The 20,744-nt window shown below is 49.5% G+C and carries 19 protein-coding genes; 4 read left to right on the top strand and 15 right to left on the bottom strand.

Annotation, left to right across the window (positions count from 1 at the left end; genetic code table 11):
- The first annotated feature begins 3 nt into the window (after positions 1-3).
- From WHJ28_RS09630 to WHJ28_RS09620, 3 genes are all read left to right on the top strand, one after another.
- The gene (locus WHJ28_RS09630) at positions 4-1,662 is read left to right on the top strand and encodes a recombinase family protein (protein WP_340041954.1); all 1,659 of its coding nucleotides are present in this window, start codon (positions 4-6) and stop codon (positions 1,660-1,662) included.
- Entirely contained in the window at positions 1,647-3,173 is a 1,527-nt protein-coding gene (locus WHJ28_RS09625) for a recombinase family protein (RefSeq protein ID WP_340041953.1), read from the top strand. Before WHJ28_RS09630 ends, WHJ28_RS09625 begins: the two co-directional genes overlap by 16 nt.
- Before the next feature lie 150 nt (positions 3,174-3,323).
- Entirely contained in the window at positions 3,324-4,238 is a 915-nt protein-coding gene (locus WHJ28_RS09620) for a hypothetical protein (protein ID WP_270338915.1), read from the top strand.
- On the opposite strand, the gene WHJ28_RS09615 is transcribed toward WHJ28_RS09620, so the two are convergent.
- Positions 4,216-5,322 (bottom strand): tyrosine-type recombinase/integrase, encoded by a 1,107-nt coding sequence (locus WHJ28_RS09615; RefSeq protein WP_340041952.1) that lies wholly within the window; start codon positions 5,320-5,322, stop codon positions 4,216-4,218. The two genes, WHJ28_RS09620 and WHJ28_RS09615, sit on opposite strands and share 23 nt — an antisense overlap.
- Before the next feature lie 4 nt (positions 5,323-5,326).
- Positions 5,327-5,632, bottom strand: a complete 306-nt coding sequence (locus tag WHJ28_RS09610) for a hypothetical protein (protein WP_204860388.1) — start codon at positions 5,630-5,632, stop codon at positions 5,327-5,329.
- Positions 5,633-5,834: 202 nt separating this feature from the next.
- On the opposite strand from WHJ28_RS09610, the gene WHJ28_RS09605 reads away from it, so the two are divergent.
- Entirely contained in the window at positions 5,835-6,509 is a 675-nt protein-coding gene (locus WHJ28_RS09605; protein ID WP_340041951.1) for a metallophosphoesterase, read from the top strand.
- Positions 6,510-6,578: 69 nt separating this feature from the next.
- On the opposite strand, the gene mobP3 is transcribed toward WHJ28_RS09605, so the two are convergent.
- The 13 genes from mobP3 to WHJ28_RS09540 all read right to left on the bottom strand — a co-directional run bounded on the left by mobP3 (position 6,579) and on the right by WHJ28_RS09540 (position 20,692).
- Entirely contained in the window at positions 6,579-8,549 is a 1,971-nt protein-coding gene (mobP3, locus tag WHJ28_RS09600) for a MobP3 family relaxase (RefSeq protein ID WP_340041950.1), read from the bottom strand.
- A complete protein-coding gene (locus WHJ28_RS09595; RefSeq protein WP_340041949.1) occupies positions 8,537-8,902 on the bottom strand; it encodes a hypothetical protein in 366 nt (121 codons plus the stop codon). Before WHJ28_RS09595 ends, mobP3 begins: the two co-directional genes overlap by 13 nt.
- 359 nt (positions 8,903-9,261) lie before the next feature.
- Positions 9,262-9,678 carry a helix-turn-helix domain-containing protein gene (locus WHJ28_RS09590; protein WP_340041948.1) on the bottom strand — a complete coding sequence of 139 codons (417 nt, stop codon included), beginning with the start codon at positions 9,676-9,678 and terminating at the stop codon, positions 9,262-9,264.
- Entirely contained in the window at positions 9,675-9,884 is a 210-nt protein-coding gene (locus WHJ28_RS09585; RefSeq protein WP_215655125.1) for a helix-turn-helix transcriptional regulator, read from the bottom strand. The genes WHJ28_RS09590 and WHJ28_RS09585 overlap by 4 nt, the downstream gene beginning before the upstream one ends.
- Before the next feature lie 357 nt (positions 9,885-10,241).
- On the bottom strand, positions 10,242-10,949 hold the full coding sequence (locus WHJ28_RS09580; protein WP_340041947.1) for a hypothetical protein: 708 nt from the start codon (positions 10,947-10,949) through the stop codon (positions 10,242-10,244).
- Positions 10,950-11,118: 169 nt separating this feature from the next.
- Positions 11,119-14,256 carry a type I restriction endonuclease subunit R gene (locus tag WHJ28_RS09575; RefSeq protein ID WP_340041946.1) on the bottom strand — a complete coding sequence of 1,046 codons (3,138 nt, stop codon included), beginning with the start codon at positions 14,254-14,256 and terminating at the stop codon, positions 11,119-11,121.
- 25 nt (positions 14,257-14,281) lie between these two features.
- A complete protein-coding gene (locus WHJ28_RS09570) occupies positions 14,282-14,821 on the bottom strand; it encodes a hypothetical protein (RefSeq protein WP_340041945.1) in 540 nt (179 codons plus the stop codon).
- A gap of 44 nt (positions 14,822-14,865) precedes the next feature.
- Complete coding sequence (locus WHJ28_RS09565; protein ID WP_340041944.1) at positions 14,866-15,861, bottom strand: DUF3644 domain-containing protein; 996 nt, start codon at positions 15,859-15,861, stop codon at positions 14,866-14,868.
- A gap of 42 nt (positions 15,862-15,903) precedes the next feature.
- Complete coding sequence (locus WHJ28_RS09560; protein ID WP_340041943.1) at positions 15,904-16,731, bottom strand: AbiJ-NTD4 domain-containing protein; 828 nt, start codon at positions 16,729-16,731, stop codon at positions 15,904-15,906.
- A 3-nt stretch (positions 16,732-16,734) separates the two neighbouring features.
- Positions 16,735-17,949, bottom strand: coding sequence for a restriction endonuclease subunit S (locus WHJ28_RS09555; RefSeq protein WP_340041942.1), 1,215 nt, complete (start codon positions 17,947-17,949; stop codon positions 16,735-16,737).
- Positions 17,946-19,814 carry a class I SAM-dependent DNA methyltransferase gene (locus tag WHJ28_RS09550; RefSeq protein ID WP_340041941.1) on the bottom strand — a complete coding sequence of 623 codons (1,869 nt, stop codon included), beginning with the start codon at positions 19,812-19,814 and terminating at the stop codon, positions 17,946-17,948. The genes WHJ28_RS09555 and WHJ28_RS09550 overlap by 4 nt, the downstream gene beginning before the upstream one ends.
- Entirely contained in the window at positions 19,807-20,022 is a 216-nt protein-coding gene (locus WHJ28_RS09545; protein WP_195278539.1) for a helix-turn-helix domain-containing protein, read from the bottom strand. Before WHJ28_RS09545 ends, WHJ28_RS09550 begins: the two co-directional genes overlap by 8 nt.
- A 310-nt stretch (positions 20,023-20,332) precedes the next feature.
- A complete protein-coding gene (locus tag WHJ28_RS09540; RefSeq protein WP_340041940.1) occupies positions 20,333-20,692 on the bottom strand; it encodes a hypothetical protein in 360 nt (119 codons plus the stop codon).
- Between the last annotated feature and the right edge of the window lie 52 nt (positions 20,693-20,744).

The following is a 20,744-nucleotide window of genomic DNA, read 5'->3' as shown; positions in this document are numbered from 1 at the left end:
TTTGTGGCAAGAAAAAGCAGAAAAGAAACTGTGGTGCTTCCTGCGCCGGAGATGGATACCTCTTGCCGCGCCGGAGTTTATGTGCGGCTTTCCGTTGAGGATAAGCATACTCACACCGCCTCTATTGAAACCCAGCAGCTGATTATCGCCCGGTATCTGGAGCAGAACCCGGAGATTATTGTGGTACAGACCTACATTGACAATGGCGCAACGGGTACGAACTTCCACCGTCCCGGCTTCCAGCAAATGCTCTCCGATATTGAAGCGGGTCTTATCAACTGTGTCATTGTAAAAGATTTGTCCCGGCTGGGGCGAAATGTCATAGACACCGGCTACTACATTGAGCGTTACTTTCCCATGCAGAAAGTCCGCTTTATTGCCGTGAATGACCGCTACGATTCTTCTTCCCCGGATAACGCCCACGATGGTATCATCATTCCGCTGCGGAACATGATTAACGAAGCCTATGCGATGGATATTGCCAGAAAAATCAAAGCCCAGCAGCGGCAGGCCATGAAAGACGGCAAGTATGTTGGTGCGCGTACACCCTATGGATATTTGAAAGCTCCAGATGACTGCCACCAGCTGATTGTTGATCCGGTGGCTGCCGAAGTAGTCAAAACCATGTTTCAATGGGCCGCCGAGGGCGCAGGATTAAACACCATAGCGGTACGATTGAACGAGGCCGGGTATCTCTCTCCCAGCCACTACAAGAGAACCCTGGGAGAGATCACCCATGAGAATCTGGTGGGAAACGGGCATTGGCAAACCCGCACCGTTGCCAAAATTCTCCGTGCAGAAGTTTATACCGGCGATCTGGTGCAAGGGGTATCTAAAATCATTGACCACAAACAGGTCAGAGCCAGCGCCGATGAATGGACAACGGTACGCGGCACCCATGAAGCCATCATCAGCCGGGAGCTGTTTGCCGCTGTTCAGAACGCATTGGACCAGGCTGCACAGCAGGCCAAAGACAGGGAGATACATTCCTGGTCTCCCAATCTTTTGAGAGGCAAGATCTTCTGCGCCCACTGTGGTCATAGCCTTCATCGGCAAAAATGCGTCCGCAGAAAGACATCGGAGGTATATGTCTATCACTGTATCAGCAACAACCGCATCAAAAAGGGCGTTTGTCCTGGTGCTTTTATCTTTGAAAAAGAGCTGCTGGATGCCCTGGCTGATATGATACAGGAACAGCTTGATACCACGCTGGGGCAATACTCTCTCGGTCTGGAAAACCTCACCAAAGAAGCCGAGGAACAGAAAAACATACAGGCTAAAATCGCCAGCCGGAAACAGGAAATCCAGCAGCTGCGAACCTATCAGCGCGGATTGTATGAGGGCCTGATCCAGAACCATCTGTCAAAAGACGAGTATTTTACCTTCAAAGAGAAATACGAAGCCAAAATCGAGGCCATTAGCAAGGAAATTGAACAGCTGAAAGCAGGGCTTGCAATCATCGCCAAGCAGCTGGAACAGTACAAAATGCTGTCCCAGGATGCACAGCATATCAAGGAAGATCGCCAGCTGACGGCAGCCCTGATTGACCGCCTGATTGACCGTGTAGAAGTCTCAAAAGAAAAGCGGATTACGGTTCGTTTCCGCTTCCAGAGCGAATTTGAACATTGTGAGGAGGTGCTGAGCCAGTGCAGAAATATGTGATTGCCCTTTATATCCGCCTTTCCTTGGAGGATTATAAATACGACAGTATGAGCATTGAAAACCAGCACCTTGCGCTGAACGAGTTTGTTTCTTCCATGCCGGAGTCCGCTAATGCAGAAGTCCTTGAATTTATCGACAACGGGTATAGCGGGACAAACTTCGAACGCCCCAAAGTCCAGGAGCTGATTGAGATGGTACGGGCCAATAAAATCGACTGCATCATCGTAAAAGACTTTTCCCGATTTGGACGAAACAGCATTGAGACTGGCTATTTCATTGAGCGTGTGTTTCCGCTGTTTCACACCCGGTTCATTTCCATCAACGATGATTTTGACAGCGATCAGCACAAGGGCGATACCGGCGGTATGGATGTGGCTTTCAAGTATCTAATCAGCGAGTATTACAGCCGCGATATGTCCATCAAGACCAAAAGCGCCAAGTACGCCAAAATGCAACGCGGCGAATACCAGAGCAAAGTTTGCCCTTACGGGTATCGCAAAAGCGCCGATGGCAGAATGGAACCGAATCCGGAAACCGCTGCTGTGGTACAGCTCATTTTCCAGCTTGCTGCAACCGGCATTGGAGCGGCAGCCATTACCAGAGAGCTGTTCAAGCAAGGTATCCCGACCCCAGGAGAATACAAAGCAGCTCATGGGCAGCAGTTCCATGATGTTTCCCGCACCCGTGGCCGTTGGAGTGGCGCTACGGTTCTCCGTATCCTGGAGGACGAACGCTATATCGGCTCCTATGTCATCGGGCGTCGTGCTGTTATTGAAGTGGGCGGCACACGGAGCCGCAGGAAGGACCGGGACAAATGGTTCATTATTCCCGACCATCATCCGGCAATCGTTGATAAAGAACTATTTGAAAAGGTGCAGGCTGTGCAGCGCCGATTTTCCTTGCCGAACAAGAAAACCAGAGAGTACCCACTGAAAGGAAAAGTCTATTGCGGCTGCTGTGACCATACGCTCTCCCGCATCGCTCAAAAGAAACCATTTTATATGTGCCGCCATTCTACTGCCGATGTGAACAGCCGCTGCCGCGATGTTCGTGCAGATGCTGCCGGTCTGGAAGAAGCAGTCCTCCTCACTTTGAAAAAGCAGCTGGAAATCCTGTTTCCCGTACATGAGGACGGCACCATTCACCTGGAGGCCACCGTTGCCAAATGCTCTGAGTATGAGAAACAGCTGGAAGCCTTGAGGGATCAGAAGCAATCTCTCTTTGAACGGTACCTCTTGGGGCAGATCGAGCTGGACACATATAAATCGGAGAAAGCAGTTTATGACGCAGAAATACTGAAAGTCAAAAATGCCTATGCTGCTGTCACCGCCCAGGCAAAGCTGAAGCGAGAAGAACAGGCCCGCCAAATCAGCCGACAAGAGATCGTTCACTCGATTGCGGAAGCGGATGTGCTAACCTCCGAGCTGACCGATCTACTGATTGAAAAGGTGTATGTATTCCCCAACAACCGCATTGAGATTGTTTACAAAATCCATGACCTCTTTGAATAATTGAAGGTGCAAAAAACGGAAAACCCAGGCTATCAAATCCATCTTGGTGGCTTGGGTTTTCTGCTTTTCGGCGCTTTTATCGTCGAACAACAAGTGGTACAATATAGTTAAATTCTATTTGCTATGAAAGCCGTACCAGGGGGAACAAAAATGGGAAATCGAACATTTGAAGATGTGAAAAGCTATGTAGAATGGCAATCTCAAGGGAAACGTACAGTATTGAGTGCAAAAACAGAGCAACACTTCGATGATTTAGGTGTTGATGTACGTGTCTGGAATGTCAAAACTGATACTGATGGAGATTGGTGGGTAGTGGAGGGCGACGGGATTCCTATGAATCTCTATCCCCAAAGTGCATATTATTTTGGAGCAGATGAAGTGTATTCTTTCCACATGGGCTTAATGCAGAGAATGAGCGCAGCCCAGGGTGAATATAGTCCAGAGGATTTTGTAAATGGTGTGACGCTCGATGCAGAAATTGCTCCTCAACTTTTCCGAAAGCTCAAAAGTGTCGCTGCGCTAATTGATACCGCTAAGGAGATTGAAGATTTTCAAGCGATAGGTGTTCAGTGCAGAGAAACATTGATTGAACTCGGCAACCACATTTATGACCCTGCAATGGCTGGTGATGGGGAGCAGCCCCAAGCATCAAATTTCAAGCGAAAATGTGAACTATTTATTCAGTTCTATTTGAAAGGATCGGAAAACGCAGATTACAGAAGTATTATTAAGAAACTAACAGAATCCACCTGGGATTACGCCAATAAGATTACACATTCGCGTAGTGCTACATACTACGAAGCCTCAACCTGTGTTACGCTTTGTATTTCTCTTGTTGGCGTTTATGAAAACATCCTTCAGAAAGTTTTCGATCCACTTTCTCAATACCATTGCTCAGTTTGCCAAAGTAAGAAATTAAGCATTGATGGTGATGATTCAGATGAAGATGGAATGGTGAAAAAACTATATCTCCGTTGTGAAGAATGCGGTGCTACAACAGAAGTAGTCTTTGAAGGAAATGATGGGGATAATCCCACCTATACTACGGGCAAAGTCGTAGAATAAAAAGCAAAAACAGAAACCCCAGACTATCAGCACTAAGATTGGTAGTTTGGGTTTTCTGCTTTTCAGAATTATATTTTTTTGTCGTGTGCTTGACATACGGGTGCCGGAGATCGTGAAAGCGAATGCTGGGTAGCCCTGCCCGTTTCAACAGCGTTTTTAAGTGATTGTAGGCGGTGCCGGGACTGGTGGGTTGCTCCGGTCGAAGCGGATGTGGGAAGATCCACTGGGAGTAGGAGTGCTTCTTCCGCTGGGCCAGCAGTTGGGCGGTGCTGGGCGGCAGGGTGATGGTCCGTTTTCCTGTGCCCGTCTTGGTCTCACCGGCAACCAGCCTGCCACCTTTCTGGACATGGAGCGTCCTGCGGACGGAGAGCGTTCCATGTACCTCGTCGAAGTCACTCCACATAAGGCCGCATATCTCACCCTGCCGCAAGCCGGTGGTCAGTTCGGTGTAGAAGAAGTCGTGCCAGACACTGTCCGCCCGGATTGCCTCCATGAATCGCTCCAGCTGATCGTCATTGAGGATCTGCTTGGGGGCCGTTTTCTTTTTGGGCAGGGTGATGCCCTCGGTGGGGTTTCGGGCGATGAGGTTTTCCCGCACCGCCGCATCCATGGCCTGGTGGAATACCCCGTGGATGCGGCGGATGGTCGTACTGGACAGCTTGTGTCCATACTCCGGATGGAACTCTTTCCGACCATTTTTCTGGAGTTCCCGGTACAGCTTCTGGACATCCTCTCGGGTGACTTTTGCCACCGGCTTGTCTCCCAAATAGGGCTTGATGTTTCGCTCGACATATCCCTGGTAACCCTCCAGAGTGGAGGGTCGCACCGAGGGGGCGGCGTACTCCTCCAGCCAGCGGTCCAGCCACTGGCCCAGGGGCATTTTACTGTTCTCGCTCAGTTCCACATCCCGATATTCCTCGATATTCTGATGGAGCTTTTTCAACAGCTCCTTCTGCGTCTTGGCGGATAGATATCGGAAGATAGGTTCGCCGTTCTCCTTGTGCCCTACTACGATTCGACCCTCCCAGCGTCCATCTTCCCGCTTGCGGACCATGCCGTCCCCGGACGGTCTGCGCTTTCCCATAGTTTCATTCCTCCTCTCTCATCTGGCGGCAGACGCGCTCTGTCTCCTCCTCATCGAAGGAATACAGACCATCCACCTCCAGCTCTTTGCTCAGTCCCCAGGCCAGTTTGAATCCGGCCATAAAGCTGGCCAAGGAAGTCTCCTCCCGCAGCAGATTTTGAGTATCCACCAAGTGCATGAGCCTGCGCCGCTGCAGCTTGTCCAGGCAGTCACGCACTTCCTGGCGGGTGTTCTCAATGTCCTCTTCTAACTCACTGAAATCCGGCTCCCGGTAGAACCTCTGGTGCAGGGCTCTCATGTAGTCGTTCATGTGTACCGCCTCCTATCAGCGACACAACATACCACAAGGTTTGGTCAATAGCCATCCCAATCCCAGCGAGTTATCAATTTGTTATCAATTGCCCGGCGCTTATTTTTGTTTATGCAGCGCAAGTCCTGCGCGCCGTCTTGTATCGATTCGTAGCTTGTGGTAAGATGCGGTTACTCCGTGTTAGCTGTGGGAGGTGTAACGAATGATCTACTGCATGGCAGATCTCCACGGAGAACGGGATTTCTTTCTTCGGATGCTGGAGCAGATCCGGTTCTCTGATACGGACCATTTATACATCCTTGGGGATGTGATCGACCGGGGCACCGGTGGCATCGATCTGCTGGAGCAGATCATGGAAGCCTCCAACATGACCATGCTCCTGGGCAACCACGAGCAGATGTGTCTGAGCACCCTCGGTCCCCACAACGAATTCGGTGCCCGCGACCTGTGGCGGCAGAACGGCGGAGGGACCACCTACCGGGAGCTGCTCTACCACTGCACGCACCAGAAGCGAAACCGCATTCTGCGTTTCCTCTCTGAATTACCGGATGCTCTGGAGCTCACGGTGGGCAATCAAAAATTCCATCTTGTCCACGGTTTCCCAGGGGACGACCACGACACCCGCATCTGGGGCCGGGTAGAACCAGACAGCGTAAGCCCCTATCCGGACACCATCTGCATCGTCGGCCACACCCCTACAGTATTTCTCACCGGCAGAATGGACGAGGATTCCTCTATCTGGCACGGGAACGGGATCATCGACATCGACTGTGGCTGCGGTAACCTGAACGCTCCCCACCGTCGTCTGGCCTGCCTGCGCCTGGATGACATGGCTGAGTTCTATGTGGGCGGAATAGAAACCGAAATCTTCATTTGAGTTTTGATGGAGCCTCCCGCAACTGTGTGGGAGGCTCACTGATTATTCCACTGTATTTGTTTTCGCCTCTTACCATCCGCCCATGGTCATGCCGCCCATATTCTGCTCTTCCTCATGGTCATCTGGCTTGTGCCCCAGGGCAATTTTCTTTTCCCGAAGCTTCTGGAAACGCTTGCGGTCAATCTGCATACCACCCGAGGTTGGAGTGGTTGGCGCATTGTCACGGAAGATGTTACCCATATGATGGAGCAGTCGGGTAGCCGAGAGCAGCAGGCTGGGTGATACAAGCTGTCCCTGCTGTTCCATCCGATCCACAAAAAATTGCGCATAGGTGTGGCCCTGTTCTGCTGCGGCCTGAAACCACTCGTAGGCGGCGTCATCATCCTGTTCCACACCTTCGCCCATCAGGTACAGTTTGCCCAGCAGATACTGTGCCCAAGGGTTATCCGCTTGCGCCGCCTGGTGGAGATACTCCGCTGCTGTGCCAGAATTCTTCACCACATGCTTACCGCTGAGATACTCCTTGCCCAACACATAGGCAGCGTAGTCGTTTCCGTTTTTGACGGATGCTTTCATCCAACGGATGCCTTCGCTCGGATCACGCACATCCGGATCGTCAGAGAGAAGCAATCCGCCCAGGGAGTATTGCGCGGCGTGGGCCTCCTGCTTTGCTGCCTGTTCCAACCAATGTTTGGCTTTCTCTGTATCCGGAACAAGCAGTCCGCCGTCTCGATACAACAGTCCCAGAAAATATTGCGCATGTGCGTCACCCGTTTGGGCCAGTTGTTCCATCTTTGCTGCGGCAGCATCCCGTTCCGCGAGAGGCAGTTCTTCATTTTCAATCGTCCCCCGCAGTTCCCAGCACACCCAGGTGAGTTCCCGGTCATCTACCCAGCCACCGCCATCCTCCATGTCCCTGTCCTCAAAGAAAATTTGATTTTGCCGAATACGCTCGGCCTCCTGGATCACTGCGTTTTTAATAGCGCGGAACTCTTTCTGCTGAGACAGCGGCGGACGCTGGCGTTTCTTCTCTGAATAGAGGTCACTTACTCTGCACTGCAGGTCCCACCACTTCTGGTAGCACTCGTTCACAACCGGCAGCCGTTCCATCTGGTCTACGATCTCGTCTACCTGCTTTTTCACCGATTTTGGAAGATACCCATAGGACTTCTTACCTTTCACATCACCCAACTGTTGCGCAAGATCCAGCATCATCTGCTCTGCCTCTGGATGCTCACAGACCGACTCACTCATCTGCTGTGATAACTCCAGCATGGCATTTCGCGTCTCCCGCACCAGTTCATCTCTGCTTTCAGACTTCTGTTCGTAGAGATGGAGCATCTCCTGTTTGAAGATCTGATTGGTGAGTGTGGATTTGATATTGCGGATGCCGTCCCGTGTCAGATATGCTTCTCCCGGCTGTGTCGACCACGCCATCATGTGCACATGGGGGTGCTTACCCTCGTCATGGAAGGCGGCGTACCAACGGAAATCCTGGAGCGGGATCTGCATGGCAGTAGCAATGTCATTGCGGTGTGTACGCAGGAGAGAACGCCACGCCTGGGCGTTGTTATAGCCCAGGCGCTCCGCGTCCTCCCGATGGAGCGAGATGATGTGCGTCCACACATTTCCTGTGTAGTGCTCCAGTTCCGACATGGCCTTGTCCAGATCCACACTATCCTCATCTCCAAACAGTCCATGGTTACCCAGACGCTCAGCGCGAGGACGAGTGGCAATGTATTTTGCGTAGCCCTCAGATGATTGTACTTGGGACCAGTTCTCCTCCAAAGCCAGAGTGATGAGAGACGAGGCATTGGCCTTGGTGGGACGAGTAGTGTAGTCCTCATACTCCAACAAACCTTTTGTGTCAGGAAAATCGTTCACCAGTTTAGTGATGAGCTGCTCCTGCTTGCGGGTGGGCGGACGGTCATCTGGAATGATCTCCACCCGTTCCCGCGTGGCAATATACTTCATGTAGCCGCCCGCACCTTGACCGCCGCCGCACTTGATGTAGGGACTCTTGACAATCAGTCTCGCCACTCATCATCACTCCCGTTGGCATCTCTCACGATCTGCTCGAACCGCAGCCTGCCGTTGGTGCGCTTCACATTGGCGATGCTGTTGGCGCGGCGGCGGCGCAGATACTCCTCGTCCAGCTTGACGCAGTCGGCCAGCGTGCTCATACCCATGTCCAGTTCCACCGCCTGCTTGAACAGCAGCGACGCCATGCGATTTTCAAACTGATCCAGCCGGCCGTCCAGGTAGGACTGAACCGAGGTGGGAAGAAACAATCCGGCGTTGTTGGCGCTGAGATAGTCCAGATAAAAGTCGATGGCATTCTCAATAAAAGCGGTGAGACTGCGGCTGCCATCTTCCGTATATCGTCGTTCCAAAGTTGCTTTTTTCTCCGGTGAGAGGTAGAGAGGAAATTTCTCTTTTTTGCTCATCATGATCTCCTTTCCGGGGCTTGACCCCTGTTTTTTCCTTGTGGGAGTAAGCATTGGGGGATAACGACCGCAAAACTCTGTTTGCTCTCTGATTTTGACCCCATTTCCAACGCCCACAGAAACTCCTGAAACTGCCCGCACTGCGGGCAGTTGTGACCGGCCAAAGGCGTCGCGGTCGACGCCTTGCCTTTATCCTGCTTTTTCTTTCGTCCCCAGAGACATTTCCGAAAGCGGCCCAATTCCGCCTCAAAAGCCCCTGGTGGGGCAGGGACTCTGCCCAACACCGAAAGAAGGCACACAGCGCCTTACGCTGGGGAATACGGGCTGTTCTTGGCCTGCTGCTCCAGGCACTTTTGCACCCGCTGCCGTTCTGTTGTCAGTTCCAGTTCCGCCAGCTTTTCCTCGTAGTGCCGGGCAATCACATTCTGAGGTGGGAGCAATGTGAACTGCAAGGTCCCGTTGCGCGTCACACCAGCCTTTGTTGTGACCTTAGTGGGCTCCACTACAATGAGCCCATGCTCCTCCAGCTTTTTCACATACCGGCTCACGGTATTTGCGCACATACCGACTGCCTCCCCGATGGTCTTGTAGCTGGGCCAGCACTGGTGCGTCTTCTGGTTCTCGCACCGGCGCAGATAGCAGTACACCGCCAACTCGCCGGAACTCAGTCCCAAGAGAAAGATCTCATTTGGCAGAGAGAAAAAGTTTCCCATGTACTTCATCCTGCACCTCCCGTATGCTCCTCCACCCACTGAATAAATCTTTCTTTAGGCACCACCATGCGGCTGCCCACACGCAGTACCGGGAAGTCCGGTTCGTGCATCAGTTCATACCCACTGGACGGCGATACGCCCAGTACCTTCGCCACCAATTCCGAATTGAGAAACAGCGGCAGTTCGTCGTAACTTTTGTAGACAGATTCTTTCATGTTGACCATCTCCTTTCATCCTATTTCCCGTCAAGCAGGAAGCTTTACAAATATACAGGAGGAGGAAGAGCAGTTTTAGAAAGCCGGAAGAATAAATTTCAGAGCTTTGACCAAACTGGAGCGATTTGACTTAGCAATCTTGCTGGCAAATAACCACCGTATACTCCATGCTGTCAAATCTCCCCCTACTTCTTTAGCCGCAAACATTTGCGTGTGACATAGATTTGACATAACTTTTGGATGGCGCCCGAATTGCCTCTCTACTTGTATTGGGGAAATCACATCCTATTGACATACACTTGACAGAAAAACGGAGCGTCTGCTTTGCCGCAGGCGCTCCGTTTGAGGTTAGATTATTTACTTTTGTGCTGGTTTCAGCAGCCGGCATGTTCCCTCCGCCTCGTCCCGCTCTTTCAGCAGAGAGGCCAGAGCAGAGAAGAATTTCTTTTGCTGATAGTCCACGCTGCCACGGTTCAGCTGATGGGCATCCGCGTACTTGCGGATGGACAGGCCGTCCACGAACCGCTCCCGGAAATAATCCTGGTATGCAGTCAGCACCGTTTTCAGGGCATTGTCCAGAAACTGTAGGTCCTCTTTCAGCTTGGCGAAGTCACTTTTGGTGATGGCGGCAAATCTCTTTTCCTTCACACAGAGGCGATATTTGTTCCAGTCAAAGTTGTAGTGCTCACAGAGATCTTTTGCGTATGCGTAGTAGGTAAGAGACTGCTGATAATCTCGGGAGTCATAAGCTTCATCCAGTTGCCGATTTTTTCGTTTACGTACCGGTCCCCGGAAGCCCTCTTCCTCCAGACGCTCTATGGCCTCCCCTGATATCTTCATATTGAGCAATCGCTTATACTTAGCTTTCCGCTCGCCGTTCACTTCGATAAAAGCGCAGAAGGATTTTTTGCTGGAGGTGTAGTATCTGGGGACAGCCGCAAAGGGGTAGGTGGTCCAGACGACCATCTCTTCGTCAGTGTCGGCGTCGGTGGCCAGTGAGATAACATAGACCACTTTACCGTCGTACCGTCGATAGTATCCAGCACTAATCCGCCTGCCCGCCATTTCCGCACCTCCTCTTTTTATTGTTTATTCCCACACAGAATTTGAGGAGGTTTTCTACCCAAATACCACTGTGGAGGAAATTTACAGCACCGATACTTCGCCATATAGGTTTACTCGTCTTGCTTGCAAAACTGCATGAAGGCCTACAGCACCAGTATATCTCCATGCATTACGCAACATCGGGATAACGGGTATACACATATTCATAGATTTTTTGGCGGTATCCAGAAATACTGACCTCGTCGTAGCACTCCGGCAATTCCGCCCACAAGGTATCCCGAATGAGGTTGTCTACCGCGGCTTTGGTTTCCTGCTTGTCCGTCCAGTGATCCAGCTCCGCGATTTTGGCCTTCACCTTTGCCAGAAGATCAACTGCTACCTGTTTGATCTTCTGAATATCCTGTTTGGAAAGATTTTCAGAAAACAAGAGATCATAGAGGGACAATTCTTCATCACTGGAGAAACCCTCCCGGACATACCGCTGCTCCTCCTGATCCATGCTGTTGGCCAGATCCATCAGATCCATGAAGGTTTTCTCTATGGTAGCCCGATTCTGCTCACTGTTGTAGTCCTCGATGATCTGCTGGTACCGCTCGTAGTAATTGATACGCAGGTGGTTAGAAAACAGCAGCTTATCAAGACGCTCTTGGATGAGGTCATCCAGGTCTTTGAGAATCAGATTTTTCTTCTTTGCTCTTGCAAACTCTCTCCGGAGCAAATCGAAATTAATTTTGCTGATGTCAAACTGGCGGGAAGGGACAATTCCCTCTCCGGGTGAATCCACCTGCACATATTCGTTGATAATACTGTTGATCTCCACCATCAGATCCACATTGCTGGCGCTCTTGCGCTTTTTCTGCAGCTCATGGAAGATGGCCACGATGGCTTCATATTCCTTCCTGTCTGCCGAAGAAACATCCTGGCTGTCAGCATACTTTATCAGGCGGACCAACTCAGTAGCATAAGTCTGAAACTGCTTTCGTTCCTCCAAGGTACCGCTCACTGCATTGGCTGCTTCCTGGAGCAGTGCCAGTTTTTCAAAATCCTTTCCATCGATCAGATCCTGCAAACAGAAATCATGCTGCTGTAAATAGTCCTTTGCCGCTGAGATGGTATCCAGAATTCGGGCAATCAGTTCTTCTTTGTCCACTGTAGGATCGGTGCCGCCCTGCCCGCCTACATTAGCAGTGTAGTCCGCCAAGGCCTTCCGCAGAGCCTTTACAATACCGATATAGTCCACAATGAGGCCGTTGCTCTTGCCCTCTGACACACGGTTGGCCCGTGCAATGGTCTGCATCAAGGTGTGGGCTTTAAGGGGCTTGTCCAGATACAGACAGGACAGGCACTTCACATCAAAGCCGGTGAGCCACATAGCGCACACAAACACCACCCGCAGGGGATTGGCAGGATCTTTGAACTCCTTGTCCAGTTCCCGTTTTTCCATCTTCTGTCGGTGTGTCTTGATGTCCAAGCCCCACTTCTGGAACGTCTGAATCTCGTTCTGCTCCTGGCTGATGACCACTGCCATCTCGGTTTCTTTCATCCACTCCAGCTTGCGGCTCAGCTCCTGGGCCTCCTGCTGGGTGGCGTGCTTGATCTTCTGTTCCAGTCTGGCGATCTCCTCCGCCCAGTATTTGTGAGCCAGATCATACATCCGGACACAGGTGACCTTGTTCAGGCAGACGAACATGGCCTTGCCGCTGGTCCACAGATCGGAATAATGGCCCACAAAATCCTTTGCAATAGACTCCAGGCGCTGCTGAGCGGTCAGCAGATGGATCTCCTTGGCAAATTCCCGCTCCAGCTTTTCCTGCTGATCCACATCCAGATCGGCCCGCTCGATGGCGTCCAGAATCCGGTCGGTGATCTCCGGGTTGTGCAGATCCGCGATCTTATCGCCCCGGTTCTCATAGTACAGAGGAACTGTAGCGCCATCCTCTACCGCCCGCTTGAAGTCATACACCGATATGTATCCACCAAAGGTGCGCTCGGTGATGTTGTCGTTGGACAGCAGAGGCGTCCCGGTAAAGCCAATCCGTGAGGCGGTAGGCAGCAGCGCCGTCATATTGTCGGCAAAGATGCCGTACTGGCTGCGGTGGGCCTCGTCAGACATGATGAGGATATCGTGGTCGGGATAGATTGGTTCTGGGTTTGCCTTGTTGAATTTCTGAATGAGGGTGAAAATGAAGCTGGGATTGCCCTTCAATTTCTGTACCAGATCCTCGCCGCTGGTGGCGATAAACTGGCTGGCTTTGGTCTTACCCAGCAGACCGCAGTTTTCAAAAGTGTCACTGATCTGCTTGTTCAGCTCATCCCGGTCAGTGAGGATGACAATGGTAGGCGAGCCTGCGAACTTCCGTCGGATCTTCTGGGCCAGGAACACCATTGAATAGCTCTTGCCGCTGCCCTGGGTGTGCCAGAAGACACCCAGCTTGCCGTTGTTTAGTTTCCGAGCCTCGTAGGCCTTAACCGCCTCATTGACACCCAGATACTGATGATTGCGGGCCAGGATCTTTGCGGTGCGTCCGCCGGAGTGGTCGAAGAGGATGAAGTTTTCCAGCAGATCCAGGAAGTTTTCCTTTTTACAGATACCCCGCAGCATGGTTTCCAGAGCCACACTGCCTTGCTCCTGCTCACTGAGGCGCTTCCACTCATGGAAGAACTCATACTTGCTGCCCAGGGTGCCCACCTTGGCCTCCAGGCCGTTGGAAAGGATGAGAAAGGCGTTGTAGTAGAACAGGTGGGGGATGGTGTCCAGGTAGTCGGTGTAGTTATTGGTATAGGCGTCCTGAACATCCACCGTGTTCTTCTTCAGCTCCACAAACAGCAGGGGGATTCCGTTCACAAAGCCCACGATATCCGTGCGGCGGCGGTAGAGATCGCCGTGGATTTTCAGTTCCTTGATGGCCAGAAAGTGGTTGTTTTCCGGGTTCTGAAAGTCGATGACCGCCGCTCTCTTCTCCTCAGTTCTGCCGCCGGGGCGCTGCACGGTAACGGAAATGCCGTCCCGAATGAGGGTGTATTTCTCCTCGTTGATCTGCATGAGGGAGGCGGTGGAGAGATGGCTTTCCATCTTCTTCTGGGCCTCGTCCAGCTGGGCGGAGGTGAGCCACGGGTTCAGCCGCTGGATGGCCTGCCGAAAATACCGCGTGAGCAGGATTTCCCGGTAGCTTGTCCGGCCAAAAGTGCCATCCTTGCCCAGCTGTTCAGTATTGTAGGCAAAGGCTATCTCCCAGCCCAGCTCCCGCTCCAGCAGGTGCCCGGTACTCTCCTGAACAAGGATATTTTCGGAGTAGTCGTAGCTCATAGAATCCCCCCTATATAATTTTGGATTACTTTAGTTTCAATTGATCATGTATTTTACAAAACTGTTGCAACAGTTCTGTAGTACTTTTATTGAATTGTAATTTTTGATATTGCAAATCTTCTTGAGTCTCAATTTGCAATAAAACGGCGAGCAAACTTCTGCAAACATTTGATAGCATTTTTTCATCTATGCCATTAAATAAAAAATGTGACTGCATTAGTTGCTTTTCAATTGGAATATACTTTTTAACTGCCCATCCATGTTTTAAAAAGTCAATTGACTCATCACAACCATACGCCGCACAGAATGCATCATACGCTTTTTGAGGACTACGGGCATCTGTAAGCAATCGTTGAAAAGCGAGGCATCGTTGTATTTCCGCATATACCTCAAATCTTTTTTCAAACAAATCGATCCTATTTTGCCGATATGCAATACTGAGGGAAATAATTACTGCAACAGTAGATAACACTATTGGCGCTATAGCGATAACATAATCCAATACGCTTTTTTCAGATAATTGGCTGACGGCCGCAATCAAATCCTTATAAATTTCTTCTGTCAAATCCACACCTCCATTTCTTGCTCAACGCCTTTAGTAGTCGGCAGTCATGTGACTGCCTGCAATTTTTCATATTCCGCAAGTAAAGCATCAACTGCCTCTAATGTGTAAAAATCTTTCTTTGTTCCAGCCTTGTTATGTGGATCGAGATAATTAGGTTGGCAGTAGCGTTTATCAGCCTTTATCTTTTTCATCGCCATATTAAAAATCTTCCCAAACTTGATGTCCGGATTTTTCTCTTTGGCTTTCGATCGCAAGTCTTCATATCGTAACGGTGGAATATCGGGCTCAACTCGAAACACTGGTGCATTAGGATCATCAGTAGGACGGATTTTTCTATATAAAGCAACTGCTGCAGGATCTTTACTCAATGCCGCAATAATATCTGCATTTTTCGTATCACGAACTTTTTCTGTAATAATATTGAACCCAACTACAATGCTATCCTGAACTCCTGCTTCATGCAAGCCCTTGATGGATTGTATCACGTCATTTACAAATTCATTATGAGCTCGTCCATAGTCTTGTTTCAAGTAGTCTATGGGGTCAAATGGCAATTTCATTCCAACCGGCAAAATAATCAAGTTATCATCCTTGGAAATGTCTTTTTTAAAATATTTTTTTAGAAAGGCATCATAATTCAGCACTGCTTTACAAATAAGCATAAACATAACAGGATCAAGTGATTTTTCGAAGAAATGCACATTGGAGCAGCGGTATTCATTTAAACGCTCTAAGTTCTCGTATACGGCCTGAAATTTCTTGTTCTTTTCAGATGTATTTACATGGTCACGCACTAATGTTAGCGCTTTTGTGAATGTAATTGTATGGTTGGGGTCTTTTTTATTCTCATAGATGCCTTTTTTCGAAATGAACTTGTAGACATAGGCCTTTAATGCCAGTTCCCAGGCATTTATAATTAGTATAACAGCAGTAGAGTATCGATAGGAAATATGCGGCTTGTTATGAATTTCAATTCCGGCAAAAAGTGCTGCTTGTGAGGAATCAAGTAGAAGTTTTGTAACAGATTTGCCTCGGGACATAGTAACACCTCCATGCAGCAAATAATCAATTCAACGATGATTTTAATCGCTAACCTTGGACCATTTTTCAATCAGATAATTTACAAATGCCGAGCAGGAAACCAACATATATTTTGCGTCCTCGGCAGGGGCGTTTGTGAATCCTATGCTTCCATGTCTGATACCATCTTCATCAGATGTATAACCGTATAAGGAAGAAAACGCGCTTTCCATCGCCGGATGAATATGTATTCCCTTGTCCTTCAACTTCTTAATTGTCTTTCCTAATGTTGCTTGTGATCCTGTTTCACCGGTAATAATACAGCACATAGCTTCAACTGCACTAATAGATTCTTTAATTGAGTTTTCATAATCAGGCTCTGTTCTGTCAGCATATAAATCAAGCGCTTTGCTAAAATGCTTATTTACTGAATCAAATAGAGTCGAATGTGCTTCATGAATGGTGGATAGTTCCTGTACATTAGTGATAGGTATAACCTGTTTATCGAGCACCCTATAGCCATAGGACTCTTCTTCTAAAATACGATTTATCACACTTGTTACTTCGTCTACTTTGGTGGTAGATACGCATTCTAAATAATACTCAATAAAATCAAATATTTTGTACCACTCACTTGATTCCATCAAATAGTTCTGTAAATTTATTATATTTTGCTGTTTGACTGTTTCTAATGAGGAGAACTGATTTGGTGCGCCAATTTTGATTATTAAGTCGTGAATCTCGTCTCCATAATACGACCAGTCAGAACTTTCATATGAATTAAATTCATGTTTTAGAAACGCGCTGATAATTCGTTGTTTCAGTTTTCTATCTACCGTTTCTAATCGAATTGTTTTTTCTACATAAGCATTTCTTTGAGAAAATACCATGGTTTACTCCTCCACTTCTCCGCTCATTAGCTTGGGCAATAGTCGGTCACGGGCTTCTGATAGAGCGAAGTTTTCTTTTATTTTCACTTTTATCTGTTCCATAATGGGCGTCACAAAAGTTTCAAATGTTGTTATTAGATTATTTGAAGGAATTGTAATATGGATACTATCAAAGGTCTTTACAATAATGGTATTGAATACTCCACCATTGGACATTGCTTTTAGAGAAGCGATCTCCTTATTCAATGCAAAAAACAGATAGTATGGAGCAGAAATTTCATCAGACTTTAGTGCGTAACAAGACTGATTCATGGCCATGGGAACACCAAGCAATGTAGTTTTCCCAACAGTACCTCTGGCTGTAATAATTACTGTATTTTTAGGATAAAGGCGACTATTGCAATTATTTAGCCCTTCCTCGGTAATATTGGTAATAGTTTTAAATGCAAAGAATGCACCATCACTATCTTTGGGGGTATAGAAAGGAATTGTTCCATTATAATAGTTTGGATTGTCCGTTTTGGGTGTCCCGCCGCTCATAATATCTACTTTGTCAGAAAAACGATAAATTTCCCACCCCTCTGGCACACCGTCCACGATTTTAGTGTGCTCATGGCCAGGGAAGCGCAGGTCTATAAACCACTCTTGATACAGTCTCTGGGCCGCTTCTTCCAGCAGTTTGATCTGCTTTCGATTGTTCTCGATCAGATCGTCATAGGTGGAAAGAATATCGGAAATCCTGCGCTGGGTGTCAAGCTGTGGTAAATATATCTCAATGCTGCTAAGCAACCCTGTATTTATGCTCGGCATAGTTGCTCCGATTGAAATTTGTTCCAGCCATTTCCCTATATAGGGGCTTCTTAACTGATAATATATGTACTTGGGAAAACAACAACTTTCATTTAGCGCAACCTTTAGGCAATCACTTCCCGTCAACCAGCCATTTTCGTTTTGCGTAATGTAAACACATTTGCGTACATCGCCCTTTCGTGCAACCATAAGGTTGCCCTCATAAACTTGATGACGCTGAAGCCTCGTTACATGTTCTTCTGGTACTCTGATTAGCCCCGTATGTCGAATATGCCCATCAACCATATCTTTGGGCATAACAATCGGAGTCCCTTCATCTGCATAATCGGAGTTGTGCAACTGCGAGCCAAATGGTCCAGGCTGAATGCAGAGACTAATTTCCCCTAACTTTACTTTCTCCCAACTCACAGCCCCATCTCCTCCCAATTCTTCGAGATGGTCTCCATCAGGCGGTTGGATTCCTCCTGCAAGGAGCGCAGTTCCTGGTGGATCTCGGCCATGCGCTGGTGAAAATCCACACCGTCGTCCTCAGTGGGGGCTACGCCCACATAGGCGCCGGGGGTGAGGGAATAGCCCTTGGCTTCGATCTCCCCCAGCGTGGCTACCCTACACAGGCCGGGAATGTCGGCATATTCGCCCTCGCCGAATTTCTCCGTCAGCCAAGCGGCCTCTTTCGCAGTTACAATGGCTTCGTCAATGACGGCCAGCTTTTCATCCCACAGGGCCTGGGTCTTTTTCTTATCTTTCCGAACGACCTTTTCCAAATCAAATTTGGCCAGCTCCTGCTGCCGCTTCCGGTAATCCTCAAAAGCGGTTACAACTTCAGAAAAGTTCTTTCTCTCATGGACGGCAGACAGCAGTTCATTGGCATGCATCAGCGTTACATGATGTACCAAGGCCCGGTCATACTCCTTCACCAACGCCTGATACTTGTCCACCTCACCCCGATACAGCCACACAATGGCGTTCAGGTTCTTCAGCTGCCACTCGCTCCACTCGTTCAGGGTGCGGTCCACCACGGTGTAATAGTTCCGGGCATCAATGAACAGCACTTTGTCCCGCAGTTCTTCCCTTTTTCCCTTATCGAAGAACCACAAGGAACAGGGCAGGCTCTTGGTGTAGAAAAAGTTGTTGCCCACGCTAACCATCACGTCCACATGACCGGTTTTTACCAGTTGTGCCCGGATGTCCTTGTCCTTGCCCTGACTGTCGGTAGCGGAGGAGGCCATAACAAAGCCCGCCCGGCCCTGCTCATTCAGGTAGGCATAGAAGTAGGAGATCCACAGGTAGTTGGCGTTGCCCACCTCTTTGTTCTTGTTGACAGAGGGCAAACCAAAGGGCAGCCGCCCGGCGCTCTGGGCGGACTCCGACTTCACCTTGTCCACATTGAAGGGGGGATTTGCCATCACATAGTCGCACTCGCCCGCCAGATTGTGGGCGTCGTGATAGAAGGTGTTGGCTTCGTCGCCCGACTTCACCACGCCGGTCAGGCCGTGGACCGCCAGGTTCATCAGGCAAAGCTGGGCGTTATACTCCACCTTTTCCTGCCCATAGAAAGTCATGGTGTTGTTGGCTCGCATTCCGGCGTGCTCCACAAAGTCACCGGTCTGGACAAACATCCCGCCGCTGCCACAGGCCGGGTCCAGCAGGATACCCTGGGTGGGCTCCAACACGTTGACGATCATCTTGACCAGGGACTTGGGGGTAAAGAACACACCGTCGTCCTGGGCAATATTCTTGGCAAATTTATTGAGGAAGTACTCGTAGATCCGGCCCACAATGTCGCCGCCCACCTCGTCCAGAGCGCTGTTGTTGAAGATGCGCAGCAGCTCGGCCAGCAGTTCATCTGAGAACATGGTGTAGTCCTTGGGCAGCACGCCGGAGAGCTGTTCGCTCTGCTGTTCTACCAGCTCCATTGCATTATTGACCACCTCACCCAGACTGTTCATGACCTCGCCCCGCCAGTTGGTCAGCCCGGCAGCGGGGATGTTCTCCGGCAACTCCACCAGATAGGCATACTGAGCCTCACGAGGAAGAAACAGGGCACTGCGGGAGGCAAAGTCGCTGGCTTCCACTGGCAGCACCCGTCCGCCGCGCATGGGACGGTCCTTCAAAATCTCAGCCTCTACCAGTTTGAAGCGGCTGTACGCGTAACGCAGAAAGATCAGGCCAAGGACTGGCATACAATACTGATTTGAGGTTAGTTTAGAGCCTGCACGCAGCAGATCAGCGGACTCCCACAGTTCGGCTTCTAATTTACGAATGTTAATCATGTTTTTCCTCCGGGATATATTCCATAATGTCGCCAAAGTCCGCATCGACCACAGCGCAGATCTTTTCCAGTACCGCAAGGGTAACTGTTTCATCACGGCTTAGTTTTGTCATCGTGTTGGGGGCAATCCCAGCTGCTTTTCGCAGGCTTGCCTTACTCATCTTTTTGTCGATCAACAATTTCCAAAGTCTGTTGTATGAAACAGCCATTTGCGTGTCCTCCAGGGTATAAAATTTTGATTCAATTATAGCAAAATATATCATCATACACAAGAAAATATCGCAAGCTCTTGCGACAAATATCTTAAAGGTCTGAAAATAACTCCCACAATAATTAAGCCCGGCCTGTTTCATTCACAGGCCGGGCTGTTTGTCTATCTGGGCTGTTTTTATCTTTAATGCTCTAAGAAAATTACGCTAAAAATGTTTGACGAGTGGCTTTTGCTTTAATTATATCATTTTTCTAAAATGATATAATTAAACTGGCCGATGATAAAATTAACATCGACCAGTTTTCCTGTCAATCCCAAGTGTTAAATATGATCTCGCCTGCCGTCTGCGGATTCCAATAACGGATCTGCTCCAGTTCTTCCGGGTTCAGCTCCCCACACAGGCCGTGCCAGTCTTGGTTCAGCTCGTTGGGGCTCAGAACCCGCACTGGGTCATCCGACAGCTGCAACCAATCCGGTGGACTGATGAGAACAAATCTGCTGGCGGCGTCCCGCTGTGCAAAAGCTATGTAGGGATAATGGATGTTCTGCAAAATAAAGACGGACTGGTCATACCGGCTGAGTTTGGCAGAATAGAAGTTCCTTGCGGCAGTATCCGTATCCACTTCCGTCACAGCCCCACCATTTTCCATGGCAATGGAGTAGCACATCTGGCAGAACGCTTTTTCGTCCAAATGCGGCGGCGGAGCGGTGTCCGTGCCC

Origin of the sequence: Flavonifractor porci (genome assembly GCF_037572415.1) — a bacterium.
GTDB lineage: Bacteria > Bacillota > Clostridia > Oscillospirales > Oscillospiraceae > Flavonifractor > Flavonifractor porci.
Note: the sequence above shows the minus strand (reverse complement) of the source record. Positions and strands in the feature narration are given on the sequence as shown.

Excerpts from the sequence above, each read along its gene's own strand:
- WHJ28_RS09620 (WP_270338915.1), top strand. The coding sequence starts at position 3,324 with ATGGGAAATCGAACATTTGAAGATGTGAAAAGCTATGTAGAATGGCAA.
- WHJ28_RS09615 (WP_340041952.1), bottom strand. The coding sequence starts at position 5,322 with ATGGGAAAGCGCAGACCGTCCGGGGACGGCATGGTCCGCAAGCGGGAA.
- WHJ28_RS09610 (WP_204860388.1), bottom strand. The coding sequence starts at position 5,632 with ATGAACGACTACATGAGAGCCCTGCACCAGAGGTTCTACCGGGAGCCG.
- WHJ28_RS09605 (WP_340041951.1), top strand. The coding sequence starts at position 5,835 with ATGATCTACTGCATGGCAGATCTCCACGGAGAACGGGATTTCTTTCTT.
- WHJ28_RS09590 (WP_340041948.1), bottom strand. The coding sequence starts at position 9,678 with ATGAAGTACATGGGAAACTTTTTCTCTCTGCCAAATGAGATCTTTCTC.
- WHJ28_RS09585 (WP_215655125.1), bottom strand. The coding sequence starts at position 9,884 with ATGAAAGAATCTGTCTACAAAAGTTACGACGAACTGCCGCTGTTTCTC.
- WHJ28_RS09580 (WP_340041947.1), bottom strand. The coding sequence starts at position 10,949 with ATGGCGGGCAGGCGGATTAGTGCTGGATACTATCGACGGTACGACGGT.
- WHJ28_RS09575 (WP_340041946.1), bottom strand. The coding sequence starts at position 14,256 with ATGAGCTACGACTACTCCGAAAATATCCTTGTTCAGGAGAGTACCGGG.
- WHJ28_RS09565 (WP_340041944.1), bottom strand. The coding sequence starts at position 15,861 with ATGTCCCGAGGCAAATCTGTTACAAAACTTCTACTTGATTCCTCACAA.
- WHJ28_RS09560 (WP_340041943.1), bottom strand. The coding sequence starts at position 16,731 with ATGGTATTTTCTCAAAGAAATGCTTATGTAGAAAAAACAATTCGATTA.
- WHJ28_RS09550 (WP_340041941.1), bottom strand. The coding sequence starts at position 19,814 with ATGATTAACATTCGTAAATTAGAAGCCGAACTGTGGGAGTCCGCTGAT.
- WHJ28_RS09545 (WP_195278539.1), bottom strand. The coding sequence starts at position 20,022 with ATGGCTGTTTCATACAACAGACTTTGGAAATTGTTGATCGACAAAAAG.
- WHJ28_RS09540 (WP_340041940.1), bottom strand. The coding sequence starts at position 20,692 with ATGTGCTACTCCATTGCCATGGAAAATGGTGGGGCTGTGACGGAAGTG.